At 71.2% G+C, this 18516-nt stretch carries 20 protein-coding genes and 1 pseudogene; 9 read left to right on the plus strand and 12 right to left on the minus strand.

From position 1 onward, the window contains the following. Nucleotides 1–103: 103 nt before the first annotated feature. The 3 genes from Q5762_RS28665 to Q5762_RS28675 form a co-directional block, all read right to left on the minus strand. Nucleotides 104–1723, minus strand: coding sequence for a cation acetate symporter (locus tag Q5762_RS28665; protein ID WP_315895154.1), 1620 nt, complete (start codon nucleotides 1721–1723; stop codon nucleotides 104–106). Then, complete coding sequence (locus Q5762_RS28670) at nucleotides 1720–2319, minus strand: DUF485 domain-containing protein (RefSeq protein WP_315895155.1); 600 nt, start codon at nucleotides 2317–2319, stop codon at nucleotides 1720–1722. The genes Q5762_RS28665 and Q5762_RS28670 overlap by 4 nt, the downstream gene beginning before the upstream one ends. Before the next feature lie 804 nt (nucleotides 2320–3123). Then, a complete protein-coding gene (locus tag Q5762_RS28675; RefSeq protein WP_315895156.1) occupies nucleotides 3124–3498 on the minus strand; it encodes a CHRD domain-containing protein in 375 nt (124 codons plus the stop codon). 578 nt (nucleotides 3499–4076) lie between these two features. Here Q5762_RS28675 and Q5762_RS28680 point away from each other — a divergent pair. The 5 genes and pseudogenes from Q5762_RS28680 to Q5762_RS28700 all read left to right on the plus strand — a co-directional run. Beyond that, nucleotides 4077–4208 (plus strand): annotated as a pseudogene (locus tag Q5762_RS28680) (NUDIX hydrolase); the annotation flags it as partial. 197 nt (nucleotides 4209–4405) lie between these two features. Beyond that, on the plus strand, nucleotides 4406–4693 hold the full coding sequence (locus tag Q5762_RS28685) for a DUF3303 family protein (protein ID WP_315895157.1): 288 nt from the start codon (nucleotides 4406–4408) through the stop codon (nucleotides 4691–4693). Between the two features lie 319 nt (nucleotides 4694–5012). After that, nucleotides 5013–5819 carry a hypothetical protein gene (locus Q5762_RS28690; protein ID WP_315895158.1) on the plus strand — a complete coding sequence of 269 codons (807 nt, stop codon included), beginning with the start codon at nucleotides 5013–5015 and terminating at the stop codon, nucleotides 5817–5819. Nucleotides 5820–5890: 71 nt separating this feature from the next. Beyond that, nucleotides 5891–6586, plus strand: coding sequence for an MOSC domain-containing protein (locus tag Q5762_RS28695; RefSeq protein WP_315895159.1), 696 nt, complete (start codon nucleotides 5891–5893; stop codon nucleotides 6584–6586). A 58-nt stretch (nucleotides 6587–6644) separates the two neighbouring features. Further along, nucleotides 6645–7169, plus strand: a complete 525-nt coding sequence (locus tag Q5762_RS28700; protein ID WP_315895160.1) for a DUF4231 domain-containing protein — start codon at nucleotides 6645–6647, stop codon at nucleotides 7167–7169. Nucleotides 7170–7171: 2 nt separating this feature from the next. On the opposite strand, the gene Q5762_RS28705 is transcribed toward Q5762_RS28700, so the two are convergent. Beyond that, entirely contained in the window at nucleotides 7172–7930 is a 759-nt protein-coding gene (locus tag Q5762_RS28705; RefSeq protein WP_315895161.1) for a GntR family transcriptional regulator, read from the minus strand. Between the two features lie 192 nt (nucleotides 7931–8122). On the opposite strand from Q5762_RS28705, the gene Q5762_RS28710 reads away from it, so the two are divergent. Together Q5762_RS28710 and Q5762_RS28715 are read left to right on the plus strand one after the other, a co-directional pair. Then, nucleotides 8123–8347: a hypothetical protein gene (locus Q5762_RS28710; protein WP_315895162.1), complete on the plus strand. Its 225-nt coding sequence runs from the start codon at nucleotides 8123–8125 to the stop codon at nucleotides 8345–8347. A 92-nt stretch (nucleotides 8348–8439) separates the two neighbouring features. Then, nucleotides 8440–8688 (plus strand): DUF2277 domain-containing protein, encoded by a 249-nt coding sequence (locus tag Q5762_RS28715; RefSeq protein WP_315895163.1) that lies wholly within the window; start codon nucleotides 8440–8442, stop codon nucleotides 8686–8688. Here the strand turns inward: Q5762_RS28715 and Q5762_RS28720 are convergent. From Q5762_RS28720 to Q5762_RS28735, 4 genes are all read right to left on the minus strand, one after another. Beyond that, the gene (locus Q5762_RS28720) at nucleotides 8648–9271 is read right to left on the minus strand and encodes a VTT domain-containing protein (protein ID WP_315895176.1); all 624 of its coding nucleotides are present in this window, start codon (nucleotides 9269–9271) and stop codon (nucleotides 8648–8650) included. The genes Q5762_RS28715 and Q5762_RS28720 overlap by 41 nt on opposite strands. Nucleotides 9272–9496: 225 nt before the next feature. Then, a complete protein-coding gene (locus tag Q5762_RS28725) occupies nucleotides 9497–9937 on the minus strand; it encodes a DoxX family protein (protein WP_315895164.1) in 441 nt (146 codons plus the stop codon). Between the two features lie 154 nt (nucleotides 9938–10091). Beyond that, the gene (locus Q5762_RS28730) at nucleotides 10092–11879 is read right to left on the minus strand and encodes an alkaline phosphatase D family protein (RefSeq protein WP_315895165.1); all 1788 of its coding nucleotides are present in this window, start codon (nucleotides 11877–11879) and stop codon (nucleotides 10092–10094) included. An 81-nt stretch (nucleotides 11880–11960) separates the two neighbouring features. Further along, nucleotides 11961–12623: an HNH endonuclease family protein gene (locus tag Q5762_RS28735; RefSeq protein WP_315895166.1), complete on the minus strand. Its 663-nt coding sequence runs from the start codon at nucleotides 12621–12623 to the stop codon at nucleotides 11961–11963. 181 nt (nucleotides 12624–12804) lie between these two features. Here Q5762_RS28735 and Q5762_RS28740 point away from each other — a divergent pair, with 181 nt between their 5' ends. After that, complete coding sequence (locus tag Q5762_RS28740) at nucleotides 12805–13572, plus strand: ABC transporter permease (protein ID WP_315895167.1); 768 nt, start codon at nucleotides 12805–12807, stop codon at nucleotides 13570–13572. A 40-nt stretch (nucleotides 13573–13612) separates the two neighbouring features. On the opposite strand, the gene Q5762_RS28745 is transcribed toward Q5762_RS28740, so the two are convergent. Beyond that, entirely contained in the window at nucleotides 13613–14263 is a 651-nt protein-coding gene (locus Q5762_RS28745) for an HAD-IA family hydrolase (protein WP_315895168.1), read from the minus strand. 153 nt (nucleotides 14264–14416) lie between these two features. Beyond that, nucleotides 14417–15160: a peptidoglycan-binding domain-containing protein gene (locus Q5762_RS28750; protein WP_315895169.1), complete on the minus strand. Its 744-nt coding sequence runs from the start codon at nucleotides 15158–15160 to the stop codon at nucleotides 14417–14419. A gap of 365 nt (nucleotides 15161–15525) precedes the next feature. Between Q5762_RS28750 and Q5762_RS28755 the strand changes: the two genes are divergently transcribed. Next, entirely contained in the window at nucleotides 15526–17580 is a 2055-nt protein-coding gene (locus Q5762_RS28755) for an MFS transporter (RefSeq protein WP_315895170.1), read from the plus strand. Nucleotides 17581–17592: 12 nt separating this feature from the next. On the opposite strand, the gene Q5762_RS28760 is transcribed toward Q5762_RS28755, so the two are convergent. After that, nucleotides 17593–18072, minus strand: a complete 480-nt coding sequence (locus Q5762_RS28760; protein ID WP_315895171.1) for a GNAT family N-acetyltransferase — start codon at nucleotides 18070–18072, stop codon at nucleotides 17593–17595. Beyond that, nucleotides 18069–18401: an antibiotic biosynthesis monooxygenase gene (locus Q5762_RS28765; RefSeq protein WP_315895172.1), complete on the minus strand. Its 333-nt coding sequence runs from the start codon at nucleotides 18399–18401 to the stop codon at nucleotides 18069–18071. The genes Q5762_RS28760 and Q5762_RS28765 overlap by 4 nt, the downstream gene beginning before the upstream one ends. Nucleotides 18402–18516: the final 115 nt, after the last annotated feature.

The raw sequence follows: 18516 nt of genomic DNA on the forward strand, positions 1-18516 counted from the left end.
CACCTGATCGCCCTGCACTGCGCCGAGCAGGGGCCTCGGGACAGCCGAAAGGGCGCCCGGCCTGGAACATCAGGCCGGGCGCCCTTTCGTCGGGGCGTGCGCGTCAGGACGCGGAGGCGCTGTTCGCCGCGGGTGTGCCGGCCAGGATCGTCTCCTCCACCGCCTCGTACCGCATGCGCTGGTCGGCCGGGTCGCGTTCGTTGAGCACCGTGCCGAGCCAGCCCGCGAGGAAGCCCAGTGGGGCCGAGAGGATGCCCGACGTGGTGAACGGGAACCAGTTGAAGTCCTGGTCCGGGAAGATCGCCTGGGGCGATCCGGACACCAGGTTGCTGCCGGTCATGAGGATGAACGCGGAGGCGCTGCCCACGATGAGGGTGCAGAGCAGTCCCGTACGGGAGTAGCGGCGCCAGAAGAGGCTGTAGATGAGGGCCGGTGCGACCGCGGACGCGCCGATGCAGAACGACAGGGTGAGCAGTGCCTGAAGGTTCAGATGCCGTGCACCGGCGGCGATCGCGATCGCCACGAGCCCGACGCCCGCCGCGGCGGTCCGGGCGATGGCCATCTCTGCGGAGTCCTTCAGCTGCGCCTTGCGGCGCAGCCCGTGCGTGATGAGGTCGTGCGCCAGGGTGTTGGCGCAGGCGAGGGTGATCCCGGCGACCGAGGCCAGCAGGGTGAGGAAGATGGCTGTCGCCACGGCCGTGAACAGCAGTGTCTCGACGGTCGTCTGGTCCGTGCCCATGACGGCCTGGCTGACCATGAGGAACGCTGTCTTGCCCTGCGGGTCGCCGGCGACGATCCCCTGGTGGCCGACGATCGCCGCCGCGCCGAAGCCGATGACGGCGATCAGCAGACAGGTCACGACGACGGTCGACACGGCCCAGGACATCGAGCGCCGCACGGCGGCCGCGCTGCGCGCGGTGAACATGCGCATGGTGATCTGCGGCAGCACCGCGGCGCCGAGCACGACTGTCAACTGAGTGCTGATCATGTCGAGTTCGTTGCCGCCGAACTGCAGACCGGAGGCGAGATAGGCGTCTCCCGCCCCGCTGCCGCGCTTGGCGGCGTCCAGCAGGGAGGGCAGGCTGAAGTCGAAGCGGTTGAGGATGAGCGCGGCGATCGCGAGGGACGCGCCGAGCAGGACGACGGTCTTGACGATCTGGATGAAGGCGGTGCCCTTCATGCCGCCGATCGCCGCGTACGCGATCATCAGCAGGCCCAGGAACACGATCGCGCCGGTCTTGAAGCCGTCGGCGTCGAAGCCGAGGACGACGGAGAGGAGATCGCCGGCGCCCGCGAGCTGGAAGATCACCAGCGGCAGCAGTGCGGTCAGGGTGACCGCGGCCGTGGCGATCCGCACGGCGGGGCCGGGGAGACGCCGGGTGAAGACGTCGCCGATCGTGAACCGGCCGGCGTTCCGCAGCGGTTCGGCGAGCAGGAACATCATCAGGACCAGCGAGAGCACGGTGCTCAGGGCGAGCGTGACGCCGTCGTAGCCGACGAGCGCGATGATGCCGATGGTGCCGAGCACGGTGCCGGCGGAGATGTAGTCGCCGGCGATCGCGAGGCCGCTCTGCACGGGGGAGAGCGAGCGGTAGCCGGTGTAGAACTCGCCCAGGTCGTCACGATCGGGGCCGGTCATCACGCACAGCAGCAGCGTGACAGTGATGACCGCGATGAACGCCATCAGCGACATGGTCTGGGCCCCGGAGCCGAAGCTGGTCATGCGCGCGCACCTCCGGTGGGCTGCTGCCACACGGGACGCCCGGAGCGGCTCTGGCGTTCTGGCCGGGGGGCGGCTGACGCGGCCGCCTGCTCGGCGCGTTCGCGGATCGCCGCGGCGAGCGGGTCGACGCGCTTGCGCGCGATCCGCTCGTACAGCGCGATCGCAGCCAGCGCCACGGGCAGCTGGAGGAGCCCCAGGACCAGACCGGTGGTGAGACCGCCGGTGATGTTGCTGGTCATCATCGAGGGGGCGTAGCCGGACAGGAGCAGGAAGATGACGAAGTAGCCGAGCGCGGTGAAGGTGGCGATGCGGCGGAGCCTGCGGTAGGCCGATCCGAGCCGGTGCAGATCATCACGATCGGCGGCGGCGGGCGGTTGCGGCTGCGGGAACGCGTCCCAGGACTGCTGCGCGGAGTCCCAGCCCTGCGGCGAGGAGTCCCACGCTCGCGGGGACGAGTCCCAGGCTGCCTGTGGATCCGTGTCCCAGGACGGCGATCCACCCTCCCAGGACTGCGACGCCGCCTCTTGGCGGTGCCGCCCGGCATTCCGGTGCTGCGGTACGGGCGGGGGGCCGGGGAAAGGCTGGTGGTACGACATCGATCTTGCTCCTTGCCGCCCCGGGGAACGGGCGGGTGGCGCTGGTGGTCCGCGTACGTTACTCATGGGTATGGCTCCTGCGTAAGAGGGTTTCCGACCGCTCGGTATGTCGGTTCGGTGACGATCCTGTGTGCGCGGCGACGGAACCCTCAGTAACCCCCGTCGTGGATCTTTCCGCAGGTCACGGGTGAGTCTCGGGCCACCCCGCGCACTGGGCCGACCGCGCTGTGCGGCAGCAGGTCTCCCATCGAGGAGAGTCCTGACATCCATAGGTGCCATCAACGGCGCCGGACATGGACGGTGTCAGGCGGTCAGCAGCGGTGGGTCGGCTCCACTGCCGGGGCTTGGTGGGCCCTGCCCGGGCGAACTTGCAAAGCAGATGCCGGCGGTTCGAAACCGTCCGCGCCCACCAGTAGGTAGCACGACAAAGGCCCAGGTCACCGGTACTGAACCGGGAGCCTGGGCCTTGTTCGTTCCCCGGCCGCGGAGGCGGGGGAGAGGCGTCGTGCCAGTTACGTGCCAGATGCAACCCAGCAGTCTCACAGCCAGGTCGTGGTTCACCTGAACTGCGAGGTGCGTGTCAAGCCGTCATCCCTGGCGGGTAGCTCGGGATCGGCGCCGTAAGCAAGTAGGACAGCAGTGCATGCGGCCTGCAACGGCGTGCCCGTCTGAACGGCGCCATCGGTCTCGCGGCGACGGTTTTCAAGATAGCCGCGGGGCTTGACCGCCCCATGGAGACTCCACAGCCCTTCGTGGGCATTGGCGACGTGCCGCCTCGGGGTCCGCAACCGCCCAGAGGTCAGGTTATGAGAGCTGCCCGCGGACGTCTCCGGCGGGGAACTCCTGGTTGTGGACGTTGGTGTAGAAGAGGAAAAGGTCTTCCTTGATGCCCTTGAGCTCCCAGAAAGTCAGCACTGTCGCGGCATTCTCGGGGTTCTGCTTCTTCTGGGCCCGGATGCAGTCGCTGACCGAACCGTTCTCGGGCGGTGTCTTCAGCGTGACGACGACGGGTCCTGCCTCACCTTTGGGAGCGATGTGGATGTGGGCCGAAGTGGGGGCGAATGTCACGCACGCTGAGCTTGTAGCAGAGTGTGTGACCCTCGACCTTGAACTGGAACTGGCCACTACCGTCCGGGTCGCCCGGCCCGGGCACTTCCTGCCCACCATCGAGGCGCACATCCCCGGAGACGTCCCCGGTGCCACCCCCTACCGGCGCGTCGGGGCTTCCGGTCGAGGCGCCGGCGGGTATCGCCGGCGAGGCCGGCATGGCCGTGGCACCGAGGGCGGCTCTCGCGGCAGCAGTGAAGACACGCATACCAATGCTCCTGTCGTTGTTCGCGAGCGGGCACATTGTGTGCCTCACACGCCGCGCTCCCGGAGGATTCGATCCGGGGTTGACGCTAAGCCGCTAGCTCCGCCTGTCGCGCTAATTCCAGGCGTTTGGGGTACGTCGCTGTGTCAGGCAGCCCGATCTCCCGGGATGGGAAAGCGAACTACAAGCGGCAGTCAAGTTGTTGGCAGCTTCTACCGACCTTGATTCCGGCATTCGCGTACCAGCTTCGCGACACGACCGACCCCCTGGCCTCAGCGCGCTCCCGCGCCAGATCCGTGCCAGATCGAGCGGTCAACCACGGACACTCGGAGCGCGTAGCGGGGCGAACGCCCGTCGGCAGACTCGACGCCGTGGCTCTGACATCAACGAGGACGGTCGATCACGACCGGGGCCGCCTCCTGAGCAGCCGGTCCATGTGGCTGTCGAGTCCACCGCGGTCGACTGGCTCACGCCGGCAGAGGTCGCGGAGCGGATGTCCGAGGTCTCCGCGATTCGCCTCCGGGACGCCCTCGCCGGCAACGGCCCCCCTGTTCGCAGTCACGACGGCAAGCAGATCCATGGCGTGGATGAGGGGTCCGACTTCGCCCACGGTGGCCCGTGGAGACTGCGCGTTGCAGCCCCTCACCTGGCGTCACGTAGGGCGTAAGAGATGTTGCAGTCTGTGATCGGCGAAGGGAGGCTGAGGGGGATGCACCGGATCCCAGTGAGCGCGGACGGAACCGCGCAGGTCGCGGTGCGCGAGGAGAGCGTGCGATGCGGATGATGATGAAGGCCCGCATGGACACCCAGATGTCGAACAAGGTGACGAAGGGCGGAGCGATGCCCGACTCGGTGAAGTCGACCATCGAGCGGCTGAAGCCGGAGGCCGCCTACTTCACCCCTGAAGGTGGGCGCTCCATGATCCTCGTGTTCGACATGAAGGACAGTTCTCAGTTGCCCTCCATCGCGGATCCGTTCTTCCAGGAGATGGGCGCGGAGGTCACGTTTGAGCCGGTCATGAACCTCGACGATCTGCAGAAGGGCCTTGCTGCCCTGAAGTAGCGCTGCTCGCCTGAGCGACGGCGCGCTGATCGGCCTCAGCGGCCTCAGTGGCCCGCAGTGGCATCGAGCGGTCAGCGGCGGTGACGTGGCCCGCACTGCGGCGAGCCAGATGTCGGCGGTTCGAAACCGTCCGCGCCCACCAACACGAAGGCCCCTCGCCGATCACGGCGAGGGGCCTTCGGCGTGCGGGCCGACGGGGTCTCGGTGTGCTGCCCCGGGGGAGCTGGTGGCGTGGACATGATCGGCTAGGGTGGTTGCGTCGGGGGGCGATCGTGGGGCCTCCGCGTGCTTGAGCGGCTGTCGGAGGGGTCAGTTGGCTGTGCGTCATCCCGTTGGTGTTCTGGTCGGTACGGCCTCCCGGCTCACCGGCCCCGCACAGACGGAGCGGGTCGAAGATCCCGTCATCGGCCGGATGCAGGGCATTCGTACCGCACTGGGGCTGGTGGCCACGCTGTGGCTGCTTTTCGCCTATCCATTGCGTGGGGGCCGGCAGAGTTTCGTGCTCGGCAAGCTGGAGGAGTTGCTGATCGGCTGCGGCATCGTGCTGGTCGCCGCTGTTGTCGGTGTGGGTGGCTTCATCGTCCTGGCGCGGGCGCCGCTCGGGCGCATGTACGCGGGGCGGGTCTTCGGTCCGCTGTTGGCGCTCGGGGCGATACCCGTCGGGGTGGGTCTGGTCTGGCTGATGGTCCTGGCCCTGGGCGGCGACATCGTCTCGTGGGACGACATCGGCCCGCACGACTTCACCTTCGGGCTGTTCGGCACCACCTTGGGCACGATCATCACCGGATTGGTGATCGGTCTGCTCTTCATCGTGGCCGCGCTCGCCTGCGTCGTCGGGCTCCTCGCGGCCTTGTGCTTCACCCTCGTCGCCGTTGTCACAGGCATGAACTCCTGTTTCCGCACGGGGGACGTCCATGAGCTGCTGCCGCCCCTGCTCTCACCACTGCTGGTCTGGGCGCTCTTCGTCCTTCAGCTCTTCGACGACGCCGACGTGGCCGCTCCGCCCTTCGTGCTCTACGTCTTCTCCATCGGCGGCCCGCTGTCGGTGACCCTGCTGTCCGTCTGGGAGGTGCGGCGGCTGCGCGTCCGGTACGGCGTGACGCTCCGGACCGCGCTGGGCCGGTAGCCCGAGGGTGACTGCGACCGTCCGCGAGTGGGTAGGCGTGCGTGGGGCTGGGCGAGCTGAGAGAGATTCACGTGCATCTTCGAGAAATCTGGCGATTCCCCGTCAAGTCCATGCGCGGGGAGCAGTTGAAGAGCGTCGAGCTCACCGACAACGGGCTGACCGGTGATCGGCACGTTCACGTGCGGGACGCGCGCGGGCTGCTGACGGCCCGGGTGCGCTCCCGGCTGCTCGGGCTTTCGGCGACCACGGGGGAGGACGGCGGCGTCCTCGTCGACGGGTACCCGTGGGACAGCCCGGAGGCGGCGGCTTTGATCCGCGGCGCCGCGGGGCCCACCGCGGAGGCCGTGCACTACGCCGGCCGGGAGAGGTTCGACGTGCTGAACCTGACCGTCATCACCGACGGCGCCGCCCAGGCCCTCGGCCACGACCCGCGCCGGCTCCGGTCCAACCTGGTGATCGGCGGCGTCCCCGGCCTCGCCGAACGGGACTGGCCCGGCCGCACCCTGCGGATCGGCGGCGCCGTCATCGGCGTCCTCAAGCTGCGGTCCCGCTGTGTCATGACGACCGTCGACCCGGACACGGGCGAGCGGGACCACGAGGTACTGCGTGACATCCACCGCCTCTACGACGGCACCTTCGCGCTCGACTGCTGGGTGGCCTCGCCCGGCACCGTCGCCGAGGGGGACGAGGTCCTGCTGACCGACGAGCAGTGGCCCCAGCCGGTCCGCGGTGGCTGGATCGTCGGAGCGCCCTACCTCGTGCCCTGAGCCCGCGTCTTCCCCAGCCGGGTTGACTGGGTGGGGGAGCCGGGGGTGTACTCCGGGCATGGTTGACGTGGGGGACGCGCCCGAGGCCGAGGTCGAGGGCGGCGTGATGACGCCTGAGCGGTATGTCGAGAGCCGGTTGACGCAGTATCAGGAGTGGTACGACCGCAAGGCCACCAAGATGAAGGCCATGCACCTGCGCATGCGTACGGTCTCCGTCGTCGGCGGTGCGCTCGTGCCCGTACTCGTCAATCTCGATCTCGGGTTCGCGAAGATCACCGCCACCGTGCTGAGTCTCGTCGTCGTCGCTTCCGTCTCGCTCGAGAGCGTCTATCGGTACCGGGAGCAGTGGAAGAACTACCGCTCCACCGAGCAGCTCCTCGGGCACGAGCGGGTCTACTTCGCCGCTCGGGTGGGGCCGTACCACAACCTCTCCGACCGGGACTGCTTCACGACCCTGGTCGCCCGCGTCGAGAAGGCCATCGCCAGCGAGAACTCGGCCACCCTCAACGTCATGACCCTCGGTGGGCAGGTCAATGCCGATGTCCAGCAGGGCGGGGTTCCCGCGCCCCGGCAGGCGAGCTGACGTCACGCGTCGAAGTCGTACTCCAGGACGTACGACGCCGAGTCCAGCGTCATCTCGTTGAGCTCGACCGCGACTCCCTTGTCCGTGAAGGCCGTACGGCCGATCATGATCACCGGCGTCCCGAACTCCAGAGCCAGCCGCTCCGATTCGTCCGCCGTCGGCATCCGGCAGCGGATCTCCTCGCGGAAGTGGACCGGCTGGTGGCCGAGTTCGGCCAGCCGGGCGTACGTGCCGCCCGGGCCGGTGTCCGGGGTCGCGATGGGGGTGTCCTGGGCGAGGGCGGCCGGGAGGTACGAGACCGAGAGCAGGACCGGCTTGTCGTCCAGGACGAAGCGGCGGCTGCGGACGCAGACCGGGGCGTCCAGCGGCAGGCCGAGCGCCCCGGCGACACGGGAGTCCGCCGTCGCCCGGCCGACCTCCAGCTGGTCCACCACCAGGGCGCGGTCCTCGACGTCCGCCGACCACACCGAGCGGCCGTTGCCCCAGTGGTCCTGCGCGAGCCGGGGGATGCCGCGGCGGCGCAGCGGGCGGAACGTACGGACGAAGACGCCGGCACCCTTGCGGGCCTCCGCCAGGCCCTCGTTGCGCAGGACGCTCAGCGCCTGGCGGGCCGTCATCCGCGCCACGTCGTAGGTGGTCATCAGATCGTTCTCGCCGGGGAGCCGGTCGCCGGGGGCGAAGGCGCCTGACTGGATCGCGGTTCTCAACTCGTCGGCGATGCGCTGGTACTTGGGCCGACGACCGCTGTCCTGGTCAGTCATGGGTGGACCACTCCCTTCGTCTGCCGGACACCCTACGGCGCCCCCGGACGGGGTGGTGCACGCATGTGCGCCGACCTGTGCGAGTGATCCATCCATCGGGGGACATCTCTAGAGATACGTTGACAGGGAGGGGTCGCAGGGCTTCTCTGGGTGTATCTCCAGAGAACTGGACTTCCGGGACGGAGGGCATTCGTGCAGCCACTGCCCGAGGTCGGTGACCTCGTACGCGACACGGCCACCGGGCTTGTCGGCTTCTACGTCGACAGCGTCGGCGGCCGCTGTCTGATCCGGCCCGTCAACGGCGGGCGCGAGTGGGAGGCCGACCCCGGCGACGTCCAGCTCGCCACGCCCATACGCGAGCTGCGGGCCCGCGCCGCCGAGATCAACGCGCGGAGCCGAAGGGACTTCGGGGGCTGAGAGTGCCGGCCGGCTCCGGCGGGCACCTCTCCTCATCTGCCCGTCGGCCGTCGGCCGTGCTCGTTGTCAGTGGTGCGCGCGACACTGGAGTCATGTGCCGAAGCATCAAGACTCTCCGACCTCCGGCCCTCCCCGAAGAGGCGACCGAGGACGACATCCACGCCGCCGCCCTCCAGTACGTCCGCAAGGTGTCCGGCTTCCACAGACCCGCCGCGCACAACCTTGAGGTGTTCGACCAGGCCGTCGACGAGATCGCCGCGGCCACCGCCCGGCTCCTCGACGGACTGGAGGTACGCGGGCTCAAGAAGCCGGCGCGGGAGCCGCAGCCGGACGCCGTATGACGTAGGCGGCCAGCGCCCCCGCCAGGAACAGGGCGAGGACCGACACGCCCGCGCTCACCCAGGTCGCGCCGAGCCACAGCCCGCCGAACCAGCCAAGCGCCACGCTGTAGCTCGCCCAGGCCACCCCCGCGAGGGCCGACCACGGCAGGAACTCCACGATCCGGCGCCTCGCCGCCCCCGCGCCCAGGGAGACCACCGAGCGGCCGGCCGGGGCGAAGCGGGCGATCACCACCAGCGCGCCGCCGCCGCGCGCGAGCGCCGTGCCGAGACGTTCCTGCGCCCGCGTCAGCCTGCGCGAGCGGGCGATCGCCCGGTCGATCCGGGCTCCGCCGCTCCAGGCCAGCCGGTACGCGACGAAGTCGCCGAGCACCGAGGCCGAGGCCGCGCAGAGCAGGAGCGGGAGGACGGAGGGCACGTCCGGGGAGGCCGCGGTGGCGGTCGCCGCCGCCGTCGCGGCCGTGATCACCAGGACCCCGCTCGGCAGCACCGGCAGGAAGACGTCGAGCAGCACCGAGGTGGCCACCACCGCGTAGATCCACGGGCCCGCGGTCAGCGACCGCAGTGACCCGATGCTGTCGAGCACGTTCACAGCGCTAGAGCGTACGCGGAGGCGGGGGGCGGAAACCGGCAGGGGCCGGAATTCCGCCCGTATACGGATCGCGCCGGTGTCGGCGGCCGCGTACCCGCCGCGCGCGGGTACCCGCGCCGGTGTCGGCGGCCGCGTACCCGCCGCGCGCGGGTACCCGCGCCGGTACCCACACCGCTACCGGCTGCGTACCCGCCCTCCGTACCCGCCTCCGCGCCCCGACTACGCCGCCACCGGCTCGCGGCGCTCCTCGCGGGCGCCGCCGAAGACCTGCTCCAGGGCGAGTGCGCCGGGGCCGGTGAAGACGAGCAGCAGGAACGCCCAGCAGAAGAGCGCCGAGCTCTCGCCGCTGTTCTGGAGCGGGAAGAGGCCCTCGGGCTGGTGGACCGAGAAGTACGCGTACGCCATCGAGCCGGAGGCGAGGAAGGCGGCGGTACGGGTGCCGAGGCCGACGAGCACGAGCGCGCCCGCGGCCAGCTGGATCACCGCCGCGTACCAGCCCGGCCAGGTGCCTGCCGGGACGGTGGCGCCGCCCGCCGCGCCACCGAGCACGCCGAAGAGCGAGGCGGCGCCGTGGCAGGCGAAGAGCAGACCTATGACGATCCGGAACAGGCCGAGCGCGTACGGCTGGGCCTGCTGCAGTCGGTTGGTGAGGGGATTCATGGGGGGCGGACTCCTTCGGTCGAGTCGGTCCCGGGGAGCCGGGACGCGGGGGGACGGAACCGATGAGGTCGACAGGTTAGGCATCCCTCACTTGTACTTGCAACTTCAACATTCGAGCTTACGGCGATCTGTGGCGAGGCTCACGCCCGCGCGCTCAACTCCCGCTGGGGCTCCCGCCGGGGCTCCCGCTGAGACTCCGCTCGTCGACCGTCACCAGGCGTCCGTTCGGGCGGGCCTGAGTGAGGGTCAGGCGGGCCGAGCGGGCGCGCAGGGTCAGGGTCATCAGCTGGTTGCCGAACCAGGGGCCGCCCGTCCGGCGCCAGCTGATCAGCGGGCGGCCCGCCCGGCCGTGGCGGGCCAGCGCGCGGCCCAGCGCGCGGCCCGCGCGGCTCCACCCGAAGCGGAAGCCCAGCCGTACCGAGAGTGGGATCGCGTTGTGCAGCGGCGAGCAGGTCAGCTGCACCACCCGCGCCTCTGGAGTCGCGGGCGCCCCGCCAGGCCCGTCGGACCCGCCCGCCCCGCCAGGCCCGTCGGACCCGCCCGACCCGCCCGACCGGTCGGACCCGCCCGACCCGTCGGGGCCGTCTGAACGCCGCGGCCACTCCGGCTCCGCCACGTACGCGTGATGGACGTCCCCGGACAGTACGCAGACCGTCGCCGGCGCCTCCGGGCCGCTGCCCGCCTCCGCGAGCAGCCGGGTCAGGGCGTCGAACGACGACGGGAACGCCGCCCAGTGCTCCAGGTCCGCCCGCTGCCGCAGATCCTCCGCGAACCGCGCCCACCGGCCCCCGGGCCCGCCGCGCTCGCCCCGGCACAGCGCCGCGTTCCAGGCCTCCGCGTCATGGATGAGCGGCGGCATCAGCCAGGGCAGCGAGGTGCCGACCAGGAGATGGTCGTACGCGCCCCGGTCGGCCAGCGCCTGCTCGCGCACCCAGGCCGCCTCGGCCGGGTCCAGCATCGCCCGCGCGTCCTCCGTCAGGAGGCGGGCCGCCCGGGTGTCGATCATCAGCAGCCGGGTGCGGCCGAGGTCCCGGCGGTAACTCCAGCGCACGCAGGCCGGATCGGCGTCCGCCTCCGCCGCGAACCGCCGCAGCGGGTCCGTGCCGTCGGGTGCGGAGCGGATCTCCGCGTACAGCGGGTCGGTGGCCAGCTCGGCGGGGGAGAGGTTGCCCAGGTGCTGGTACACCCAGTACGACATCAGCCCGCTCAGCACCCGCTCGCTCCACCAGTGCGTGGCCCGCATCCGCGCCAGCCAGGCCGCGCTGGTGTTCCAGTCGTCGATGACGTCGTGATCGTCGAAGATCATGCAGCTGGGGACGGTGGAGAGCAGCCAGCGGACCTCGGGGTCGCCCCAGGACTCGTCGTAGAGCCGGGTGTACTCCTCGTACTCCCCGACCTCCGAGCCCGGCGGGTCGCGTGGGTCCCGGCGGGCGGCGAGCCAGCGGCGGGTGGCGGCCGAGGTCTCGTCCGCGTACACCTGGTCGCCCAACAGGACGAGGACGTCCGGGCGTTCGGCCGCGTCCGGGTGGCGGGCGAGGTGGGTCGCGAGGGTGTCGAGGGCGTCCGGGCCGACCGGGTCCCGGCCCTCGGCCGGCTTCGCCGCCCAGCGGCACGAGCCGAACGCCACCTTGACGCCGTCATCGGGGGCGGGGGTGCGGATGGTGCTCGGGGGGAAGCGGGAGTCGGCCGGCGGCCAGACCGTGCGGCCGTCGAGCCGTACCTCGTACTCCGTGGTCGTGCCGGGGGTCAGGCCGGTCACCGGTATCAGGGCGTAGTGGTGGCCCGCGATCTGGAACGTGCGGGTGCTGCCCCCGCCGGCGTCAGAGGTGCCGCGGACCTCCGCCGTGCAGGGGCGGTCGGTCTCGACCCAGATCGTCGCCGAGTCGCCCGTCACCCCGTCGACGTACCGAAGTATCGGTCCGAGCCTCAGTCCGGCCGCCATTTTTCTCCCCGTCCCCGCTGTCTTCCCGCCCGTACGGTACGGAACGACAGCGGGGTCGCGGAAGTGATCTCCGTCGCTGTCTCAGCAGCCGTTGAGGATGGACTGCAGCGCGCTCTTCTCGGCGGAGTCGACGCTCAGGCCCCAGTAGTACTTCACGTGCACCCACGCGCGGGCGTACGTGCAGCGGTACGAGGTGCGCGACGGCAGCCACTCGGCCGGGTCGAGGTCGCCCTTGGCCTGGTTGACGTTGTCCGTGACCGCTATGAGCTGCGGACGGGTCAGGTCGTTCGCGAACTGCTGGCGCTTGGCGGTGGTCCAGGAGTTCGCGCCGGACTTCCACGCCTCGGAGAGCGCCACGACGTGGTCGATGTCGAGGTCGGAGGCGGCGGTCCAGGTCGCGCCGTCGTACTCGGAGAACCAACTGCCGCTGACGGCGGCGCAGCTGGAGTCCTGGACGACGCCCGTGCCGTCGCGCTTGAGGACGACCTCGCGGGTGTTGCAGGCGCCGGACTGGGTGATCCAGTGCGGGAAGAGATCCCGGCTGTAGCCCGAGGAGGAACCTTCCGCCTTGACCGTGAGGGAGGCGAGGTACGTACGGGCCGTGGCCGCGCTGACCGGCGTGGGCATGGCCGCCTGGGCGGTCGGCGCGGTGGCCAGGAGGCCGGTGAAGGAGAGGGTGGCGGTGGCGGCGAGAACGGTCGCGCGACGGGCGGTGCGACGCGCGTAGACCTTGGCGGCGAGCATGCGATCTCCCTTGAGGTGGGGGGACGGTGTGCGGGCGCCGGTGGGTGCCCGGGGCCCGGTCATCGTGGCGGCGCCAGGTTTCGGTGGGGGGTGCGCCAGGTAACAGGGTGGCGACATGGGCACGTCACATCAAGGGGTGTGACGGAACGACAATTCCGTTTCCCGGCCCTAGGGTTGGTGTGTGCTTCTGGAAGTGAACGTCACCTTTGGGGTGGTTCTCGCCGTTCTGCTGCTCGTGGCCGCGGGCGTCGTCGCGCTCGCCCACCTCGGGCGCGCCCGCGACTCGCTGGTCGCGGGCGGGCGCGCGGCGGTCCAGCTGATCGCGGTGTCGCTGGTGATCGGCTGGGTGATGCGGTACCTGCCGCTGCTGCTGGGGTTCCTGGTGGTGATGTACGGCGTGGCCGTGTGGACCGCAGGACGGCGCGTCGTCCCCGGCGCGGGGCGCGGCTGGTGGTGGGCCTCGGTGCCGATCGCGGCGGGCGTCGGGCCGGTCGTCGCGGTGCTGCTGCTCACCGGGCTCGTACCGCTGCGGGGCGTGGCGCTCATCCCGGTCACCGGCATCCTCATCGGCGGTGCGCTGACCGCGACGGTCCTGGGCGGGCGGCGGGCCCTCGACGAGCTGGAGACCCGGCGCGGCGAGGTGGAGGCGGGGCTCGCGATCGGGCTGCCGGAGCGGGAGGCGCGGTTGGAGGTGGCGCGCCGGGCCGCGTCGGACGCGCTGCTGCCGGGGCTGGACCAGACGCGGACGGTGGGGCTCGTGACGCTGCCGGGCGCGTTCGTGGGGATGCTGCTGGGCGGCGCGTCACCGTGGGAGGCGGGCGCGGTCCAGCTGTTCGTGCTGGTGGCGCTGATGGTGGTGCAGGCGGTGGCGGTGGCTGCGGTGCTGGAGCTGGTGGCGCGGGGGGCGTTCGTACGGGAGGGGGTGCGGGGCGCTCAGGCGCGCCGCTGACCGACGCCTCGGGGTCCTGGTCTCCGAGTGCGCCCTCCGCTCACTCCGCGAACGTCAGGCGGATGCCGTCCGTCGTGGGCTCCACGGTGATCTCCGTGAGGTCCATGACGTGGACGTCCGGGGCGAAGGCCGCCGCCCGCGGGCCCACGCCCACCACCCGCATGCCCGCCGCGCGGCCCGCCTGGATGCCGGCCTCGGAGTCCTCGAAGACCACGCAGCCGGCCGGGTCGAAACCCAGTTCCGCCGCGCCCTTGAGGAAGCCCTCCGGGTCCGGCTTGCTCGCGCCGACGCGCTCCGCCGTCACCCGGGTCACCGGCATCCGCAGCCCCGCCGCGCCCATCCGGGCCTGCGCGAGGGCCTCGTCCGCCGAGGTGACGAGGGCGTGCGGGAGGGCGGCGGTCGCGGCCATGAAGGCCGGCGCGCCGGGCACCGGCACGACGCCGTCGAGGTCCGCGGTCTCCTCCGCGAGCATCACCCGGTTGTCCGCGTGGTTCAGCTCCATGGGCCGGTCCGGCAGGAGGACTGCCATCGTCGCGTACCCCTGGCGCCCGTGGACGACCTTCAGGGCCTCTTCCGGGTCCAGCCCGTTGCGTTCCGCCCAGCGGCGCCAGCAGCGCTCGACGACGGCGTCCGAGTTGACGAGGGTGCCGTCCATGTCGAGCAGAAGGGCTTGCGTCGTGAGCACGGGCATGAAGTGTCTCCAAGGGGTGGGGGGAGAGCAGAGCGGTCCCGCCCGCCGGTCAGGGGGTGCGGGCGGGACCACTTTGTTTCTCCACGATACAAAACGAGGTGGCAGTTCCGCCAGTCCGTCCCGCATCGCGGACCCGCCCCCGGGTGTCAGCCGTCAGCCCGACGTCTGCGCCTCCAGCGCCCGGCGCGTCTCGGGGCCGTACACGCCCTCCTCGTCCTCCTGGATGTACAGCCAGTCCTGGTACCGCTCGACCGCGCGCCGCACCTGCTTGGAGTACCTGCCGTCGATCTCGCCGTCGTAGGCGTACACCTCCGTCAGCCGGCGCTGCAGCTCCTCGACCTCCGGTCCGGAGTCCCCGTGGCGCAGGGTCGGGCCCGTCGCGTCCTCGGTGGGCGTGGGCGCGGCGGTCGTCCGGGTGGCCGAGGGCGGGGGCGGTGCTGCCGGCGTGGTGGCGGTGCTCGTCGCGGTCGCCTCCGCCGAGCGGGGGGAGGGGGACGGTGAGGCGGACGGCGACGCGGAGCGCGAGGCGGACGGCGTGGCGGAGGGCGGGGGTGACGAGGAGGGGGAGGACGGGGCCTCCGAGACCGCGACGTTCTCCGAGGCGCTCACCGTGGGCGTGGGTACGGCCGCCCGGTCGTCCGTACCGCCCCCGTTGTCGAGCAGCCCCGCCGAGATCGCCGCCGTGGCGACCACGGCGACGGCGACCGCCGCCGCCAGGGCCACGAGGCCGCCGCGCCGGCGCGTGACGGGGCGCTCGGGCTCGTAGGACTCGTCACGGTACGACTCGTCGGCGTACGTCTCGTCGGCGTACGTCTCGTCCTCGTACGGGCCATCCCCGTAGGGGCCCTCGCCACCGGCGTTCTCACTCGGCAGCGGAGGCGCTACGGGCGCAGACATCGGCACAGGCATCGGCGCAGGCATCGGCGCAGGCATCGGCGCAGGTACGGCCGCAGGCGCAGGCGGTTCCCCCGGTCCCGCCGAAGCCTCCGCCGCGTCCAGCGTCACGTACGGACGGATCCGTAGCGGATCGAAGTCCTCCGCCGCCGCGACCTCCGCCTGGTAGCAGGCGCAGCCCGGTCTGTGTCCACCGCATTCAGGACATGGGTGTCCGGTCATGGTGGGTTCCCCTCCCCAGTTCAACTGGCAGCGATTATGCAGGCCGCCCAAGGCGGCGAGGGGAACAGGCGTGCCCTTCCGCAGGCCGTAACCAGACATTCCGCTCAGGATGGAGGGAACGTACGCCAGGAGGCGAGGAGGTGCCCATGGCCCAGGACGAACGCACGCCGGCCCTCGGCGGTGACGCACCGACCGGGGGCCGCGGGGCCCACGGCTCGGTGATGGTCGCGATCGGTGCGCTGCTGCTCGGCATGCTGCTCGCCGCGCTCGACCAGACCATCGTCTCCACGGCCCTGCCGACGATCGTCAGTGAACTCGGCGGCATGGAGCACCTCTCCTGGGTCGTCACGGCCTACATGCTCGCGTCGACCGCCGCGACCCCGCTGTGGGGCAAGCTCGGCGACCAGTACGGCCGTAAAAAGCTCTTCCAGGCCGCCATCGTCATCTTCCTCGTCGGCTCCGCACTCTGCGGCATCGCGCAGAACATGCCGCAGCTCATCGGCTTCCGCGCCCTCCAGGGCCTGGGCGGCGGCGGGCTCATGGTGCTGTCGATGGCGATCGTCGGCGACCTCGTGTCGCCCCGCGAACGCGGCAAGTACCAGGGGCTGTTCGGCGCCGTCTTCGGAGCCACCAGCGTCCTCGGCCCACTGCTCGGCGGGCTGTTCACCGAGCACCTCTCCTGGCGCTGGGTCTTCTACATCAACCTGCCCATCGGCGTCGTCGCCCTCTTCGTGATCGCCGCCGTCCTGCACATCCCCGTGAGCCGCACCAAGCACACGATCGACTACCTCGGCACGTTCCTCATCGCCTCGGTCGCCACCTGTCTGGTCCTCGTGGCCTCCCTCGGCGGCACCACCTGGGCCTGGGGCTCCCCGCAGATCATCGGGCTGGCGGTACTCGGAGCCGTACTCCTGGTGTGGTTCGTGTACGTCGAGGGGCGCGCGGCCGAACCCGTGCTGCCGCTGAAGCTCTTCCGGATCCGGACCTTCACCCTCGTCTCGGTCATCAGCTTCGTCGTCGGCTTCGCGATGTTCGGCGCGATGACCTATCTGCCGACCTTCCTCCAGGTCGTCCAGGGCGTCAGCCCGACCATGTCCGGCGTGCACATGCTGCCCATGGTCCTCGGCCTGCTCATCACCTCCACCGCCTCCGGCCAGATCGTCTCGCGCACCGGCCGCTGGAAGGTCTTCCCGATCGCCGGCACCGGCCTCACGGCCCTCGGCCTGCTGCTCCTCAACGAGCTGACGGAGACCAGCTCCACCTGGGAGATGAGCGCCTACTTCTTCGTCTTCGGCGCCGGCCTCGGCCTCGTCATGCAGGTCCTCGTCCTCGTCGTGCAGAACGCCGTCTCGTACCAGGACCTCGGCGTCGCCACCTCGGGCGCGACCTTCTTCCGGTCCATCGGCGCCTCCTTCGGCGTCGCCGTCTTCGGCACGATCTTCACCAACCGGCTCCGTACCAAACTGGACGACGCCCTCGCCGGGCAGGCGCTGCCACCGGGCACCGGACCCGACCAGATCGCCGCCGACCCGCGTGCCATCGCCGAACTCCCGCCCGACCTCCAGCAGCCCGTCCTGCACGCCTACGCGACCTCGATCACCGACGTCTTCCTCTACGCGGCGCCGGTCGTCCTCGTCGCCTTCGTCGTCGCCTGGTTCCTCAAGGAGGACAAGCTGCGCGGCTCCGTCACCGCCCCCGACACCAGCCAGACCCTGGCCTCCAACCCCGTCGAGCGCTCCTCGTACGACGAGTGCGCCCGCGCCCTGTCCGTGCTCGGCTCGCGCGAGGGCCGCAAGGCGATCTACGAGAAGATCACCGCGAAGGCGGGGCTCGATCTGCTGCCCGCCGCGAGCTGGCTGCTGCTGCGGATCCGCCGCCACGGGACCGTGGAACCGGCCCGGCTCGCCGAGACCACCCCCGTACCGCTGCGGGCCATCACCGAGGCGTCCCGCCAGGTCGAGGAGCGGCGGCTCGCGCGCCGGGAGGGGCTGCAGCTGATCCTCACGGACGCGGGTCTCGAGACCGCGGTCCGGCTGGCGAAGGCGCGCGAGGAGTCGCTCGCCGAACTGCTCGGCGACTGGTGGGGACCGGACCGGCCGACGGACCTCGTGCAGCTGGTGGAGGAGCTGACGGCCGAGCTGAGCGGCTCGGACGCGGAGCGGCCGCACGCACCGGAACCGCCCCGCGACCACCACGCGTAGAGCGCGTGCGGCTCAGAGATCCTTGCCGTACCAGACGTCCATGTACGGGCCCTCGCAGTACGCCGGGATCTCGGCGTACCCGTGGCGGGTGTACAGGGCGCGGGCCTCGACCAGGTCGAGCCGCGTGTTGAGGACCATCCGCCGCGCGCCCAACTCCCGGGCGGCGTCGTCGAGCAGGCCCATCAGCGCCCCGGCGCCGCCCTTGCCCCGGAAGGCGTGGCGCAGGAACACCCGGGTCAGCTCGGCGCGTTCGGCGTCGAGCAGCAGCACGCCACCGCAGGCGGCGGGCGCGCCGTCGTACCGTCCCACCAGGAACTGCCCGGTCGGCGGTACCAACAACTCCACCCCGTCGCCCGCGAGGCCGTCGTCGATCTCGGCCTCGGTGGCGGGCCGCTGCCAGTAGCGGCTCGCCACGTCGTGGTAGTAGTCACGGCGCAGCGCGGTCGCGTCGGGGGTGTGGACGTCCTCGGGTACGAAGGACCAGCCGGTCACTTCGGAGACGCCTGCTGGACCACTTCGAACGACCACAGCGTCGACCCGGTGGCCGCCGGCTTGGGCCGCTCCCCACCGGCCCCCTCACCGCTCCCGCCGCCCCCGTGCGCGGCCTTCATGGAGCCGCTCATCCAGTTCTGGAAGTCATCCTCGCTGCGCCACCGGGTGTACACGAGGTACTGGTCGGTGCCTTCCAGGGGCCGCAGCAGCTCGAACCACTCGAACCCGTCGGAGCCCTCCACGGCCCCCGCACGCGCGGCGAACCGCTCCTCCAGAACCTCGCGCTGCTCGGCCGGGACGGTCAGTACGTTGATCTTCACGATGCTCATGCGGCCATCCTGCCGTACGGGCAAGGGCTACGACCCGACGCCGCTCATTAGAGGACCATCCCTTCTGCAGCCCTCACGAGTAGGGTTGTGACCTCTCGGTCCCGGCGGGTGCATG

Origin of the sequence: Streptomyces sp. P9(2023) (assembly GCF_032436795.1) — a bacterium.
Lineage (GTDB): Bacteria > Actinomycetota > Actinomycetes > Streptomycetales > Streptomycetaceae > Streptomyces.